General features: G+C 64.9%; 2 protein-coding genes. One reads left to right on the forward strand and one right to left on the reverse strand.

The window, feature by feature from the left end; genetic code table 11:
• Positions 1-2484 (forward strand): ATP-dependent chaperone ClpB (gene clpB, locus L0G76_RS14765; RefSeq protein ID WP_304357911.1); only part of this gene is annotated, 2484 nt, incomplete at its 5' end.
• Between the two features lie 184 nt (positions 2485-2668).
• Here the strand turns inward: clpB and L0G76_RS14770 are convergent.
• On the reverse strand, positions 2669-3814 hold a 1146-nt coding region (locus L0G76_RS14770; protein ID WP_369696192.1), incomplete at its 5' end, for an HTTM domain-containing protein.

Genomic DNA, 3814 nt, shown 5'->3' on the forward strand with positions numbered 1-3814 from the left:
CAGCCCGACTCGCTGGCCTCGAACCTGGTCACCAAGGTCGGCGCCGATCCGCGGACAGTGCTGGCCTCGGTCCGGAAGACCATCGACGGCCTCCCCACCGTCACCGGTCAGACCGTGTCCCAGCCGGGACTGTCCCGCGCCGGGCTCGAGATGATGAATCTCGCGCAGGAGGAGATGTCCAGCCTCGGCGATCAGTTCGTGTCGACGGAGCACCTGTTGCTCGCGGCTGCTGCAGGCAAGGACGAAGCAGGCGAAGCCCTGCGTCGCAATGGTGCCGGTCGCGATGCGCTGCTGGCCGCCCTGCCCGAGCTGCGTGGAGGCAAGAAGGTCACCTCGGAGAACCCCGAGGACACGATGCAGGCGCTGGAGAAGTACGGCGTCGACCTCACCGCCACCGCGCGGGAGGCCAAACTCGACCCTGTCATCGGTCGTGACAAGGAGATCCGACGGGTCATCCAGGTTCTTTCTCGCCGGACGAAGAACAACCCGGTCCTCATCGGCGACCCCGGCGTCGGCAAGACCGCCGTCGTCGAAGGACTGGCCCAGCGTATCGTCGCCGGTGACGTGCCCGAGTCACTGCGCAACAAGACGCTGATCAGCCTCGATCTGTCTGCAATGGTTGCCGGTGCGAAGTACCGCGGCGAATTCGAGGAGCGGTTCAAGGCCGTCCTCGCCGAGATCAAGAACGCCGATGGTCAGATCATCACGTTCATCGATGAGCTCCACACAGTCGTCGGCGCCGGCGCCACCGGTGACTCGGCGATGGATGCGGGCAATATGCTCAAGCCGATGCTCGCCCGCGGTGAACTGCGCCTCGTCGGTGCCACAACCCTCGACGAGTACCGCGAGAACATCGAGAAGGATCCGGCGCTGGAACGCCGGTTCCAGCAGGTCTACGTCGGAGAGCCCAGCGTCGAGGACACGGTCGCGATCCTCCGCGGACTCAAGGAACGCTACGAAGCCCACCACAAGGTCTCGATCAACGACGGCGCCCTCATCGCCGCGGCCTCCATGTCCAACCGCTACATCACCGGCCGTCAGCTGCCGGACAAGGCCATCGACCTCGTCGACGAAGCCGCGTCCCGCCTGCGCATGGAGATCGACTCGGCTCCCGTCGAGATCGATGAGCTCCGCCGCGCGGTGGATCGGTTGAAGATGGAGGACATGGCCCTGTCCAAGGAGACGGACTCGGCCTCGATCGAGCGCCTCGGTGCCCTGCGTGCCGATCTCGCCGATCGCGAGGAAGAACTGCACGGGCTCGAGGCCACCTGGGAATCCCAGCGTGCCGGCCTCAACCGGGTCGGTGAACTCAAGGAGAAGCTCGACGAACTGCGTTCGCAGGCGGACAAGGCGCAGCGCGACACGGATCTGGCCACGGCCTCGCGTCTGCTCTACGGGGAGATCCCTGCGGTGCAGAAGGAGATCGACCTCGCCGAGGCCGAAGAGGCCAATGCCGAAACCGAGACCGATCCGATGGTCAGCGATCGGGTCTCGAGCAATGACATCGCCGAGGTGGTCGCGTCCTGGACGGGCATCCCCGCCGGCCGTCTGCTCCAGGGCGAGGTCGAGAAGCTGCTGGGCGCCGAGGATGTCCTCGGCGAGCGTCTCATCGGTCAGAAGACCGCAGTCGGTGCGGTCTCCGACGCGATCCGACGCTCCCGTGCCGGCATCGCCGATCCGGACCGCCCGACGGGGTCGTTCCTGTTCCTCGGCCCGACCGGCGTGGGCAAGACGGAGCTCGCGAAGTCCCTCGCGGACTTCCTCTTCGACGATGAGAAGGCCCTGATCCGCATCGACATGAGCGAGTACGGGGAGAAGCACACCGTCTCGCGCCTCGTCGGTGCCCCTCCGGGCTACGTCGGCTACGACGAGGGCGGCCAGCTCACCGAGGCTGTGCGCCGTCGCCCCTACTCCGTCGTCCTCCTCGACGAGGTGGAGAAGGCACACTCGAGTGTCTTCGACATCCTGCTCCAGGTCCTTGACGACGGTCGCCTCACCGACGGGCAGGGACGCACGGTCGACTTCCGGAACACGATCCTGATCCTGACCTCGAACCTCGGTTCGCAGTTCCTCGTCGACAAGTCGCTGAGTAGTCAGGAGCAGAAGGATGCGGTGCTGGGCGTCGTGCATTCGACGTTCAAGCCGGAGTTCCTCAACCGGCTCGACGACATCGTGCTCTTCGATGCACTGAGCACCGAGGAGCTGTCCTCGATCGTCGACCTGCAGATCCAGCGTCTGGCGTCCCGCCTGACCGAACGGCGGATCACGCTCGAGGTCACCGATGCCGCCGAGGACTGGCTCGCGCTCGAGGGCTACGACCCTGCCTTCGGTGCCAGGCCGCTGCGCAGGCTGGTCCAGCGCGAAATCGGCGACAAGCTGGCACGTGCCCTGCTCGCCGGGGATGTGGCCGACGGAGACGACATCGTCATCGACCTGCCGGAGGATCCGGAGTCCGAGGGATTGGAACTGCGCCCGAAGCGTTGATGTGCCCGAAGCGTTGATGCGCACCGGTGAGGATGTTCAGGTTAGGGAACAGTACATGGGTTGCAATCTGTGTACTGTTCCCTAACCTGAGTCATCTCCGGACCGCTCCTCGGCGCGACCTGTATCAGCGTGCACACTACGTGCGCAGACCCAGCACTTGGCCTTCGGAGCGACGCTTAGGTGCTCAGCGCGAGGACTTCGCCTTCGCGCGCTCCATCCCTTCGCTCGTCGACGTCCACCAGCGGCTCACAAACCTGTGGAGCTTCTCAAAACTGCGGTCGCGGATGAAGATGGCGTCGACTGCGATCATCGTCAGCGAGAACCAGGGCAGCCCCATCAGCAGAGCGATCCCCAAGTGGAAGGCGAGGATGCCCAGCAGACCCACGATTCTCGTATACCTGTTGAAGAGCATGAACGGGAAGGCACACTGGAACAGGATCGAGGCCCAGGAGACCGCGACGACCATCGGCCCCCAGGCTGTCAACAGGTCCGAGAGGACCGGCCAGGTTCCGAACTGTGCGGTGTGGAGCGGGTTGTACACCGCGAAGCCATGCTGCCAGGCTTGGCCCCCGGCCTTGTACAGGCCACCCGACATGTAGATCGCGCACACTTGGAAGGCCAGCACGACGATCGCCAGGTTGTTGGCCATGATGAGGGCCCAGCGGTAGCTGCCCCCATCGGTTTCGGGGAACTCCGGATTCTGCTGTCGCTTGCGTTTGGCGTCCAGCGACCACCGACGAGTGGTGTCGGCGAAGAGCATCGCGATCATGAACATGCGATACGCATTGTCGCCCTGATCGCCGGCACCGTCGTTGAGCTCGATGAAGCTCACCCACGCGACGAGGTAGAACGGAAGAACGATGCGAGTCCGCCAGCCGAGGATGATGAGGATGGCAAGGACCGCCAGACCGATGATCATGGCGGTGAACAGCGGTGGAGTGGTCACCGCGCGGTGAAAGAGCGAGAACAGCCAGATATTCGGGAAGTCACTCTTGGGCTGCGCGATCTCTCCGTTCCAGGCAGCGCCCACGCCGAAGGCATAGTGCCTGGCATTGAAGTTCGTCAGCAGCAGGCCGAGCCCGGTCAGGCCGATGAGGATGCGGGTCACAGCCAGACCGTAAGTCGCGTGGTAGCGGCCGGTGAGCATCTCCTCGAGCCAATTCCACCCTCGCGAGATGCTCGCAAGGACGCGAGAGGCGATCGGAATGCCCTCGTTCGAACCCGCTGCCGGATGGGCGTGCCCGTCGTGCGCGGAGGTCAAGTCCTGCCCGGGCTTCTCATCTCCCGCAGCCTTCGCGTTCTGCGTGGACTTCACGTTCTGCGCAGCCCC

The organism is Brevibacterium picturae (genome assembly GCF_030453725.1).
GTDB lineage: Bacteria > Actinomycetota > Actinomycetes > Actinomycetales > Brevibacteriaceae > Brevibacterium > Brevibacterium sandarakinum_A.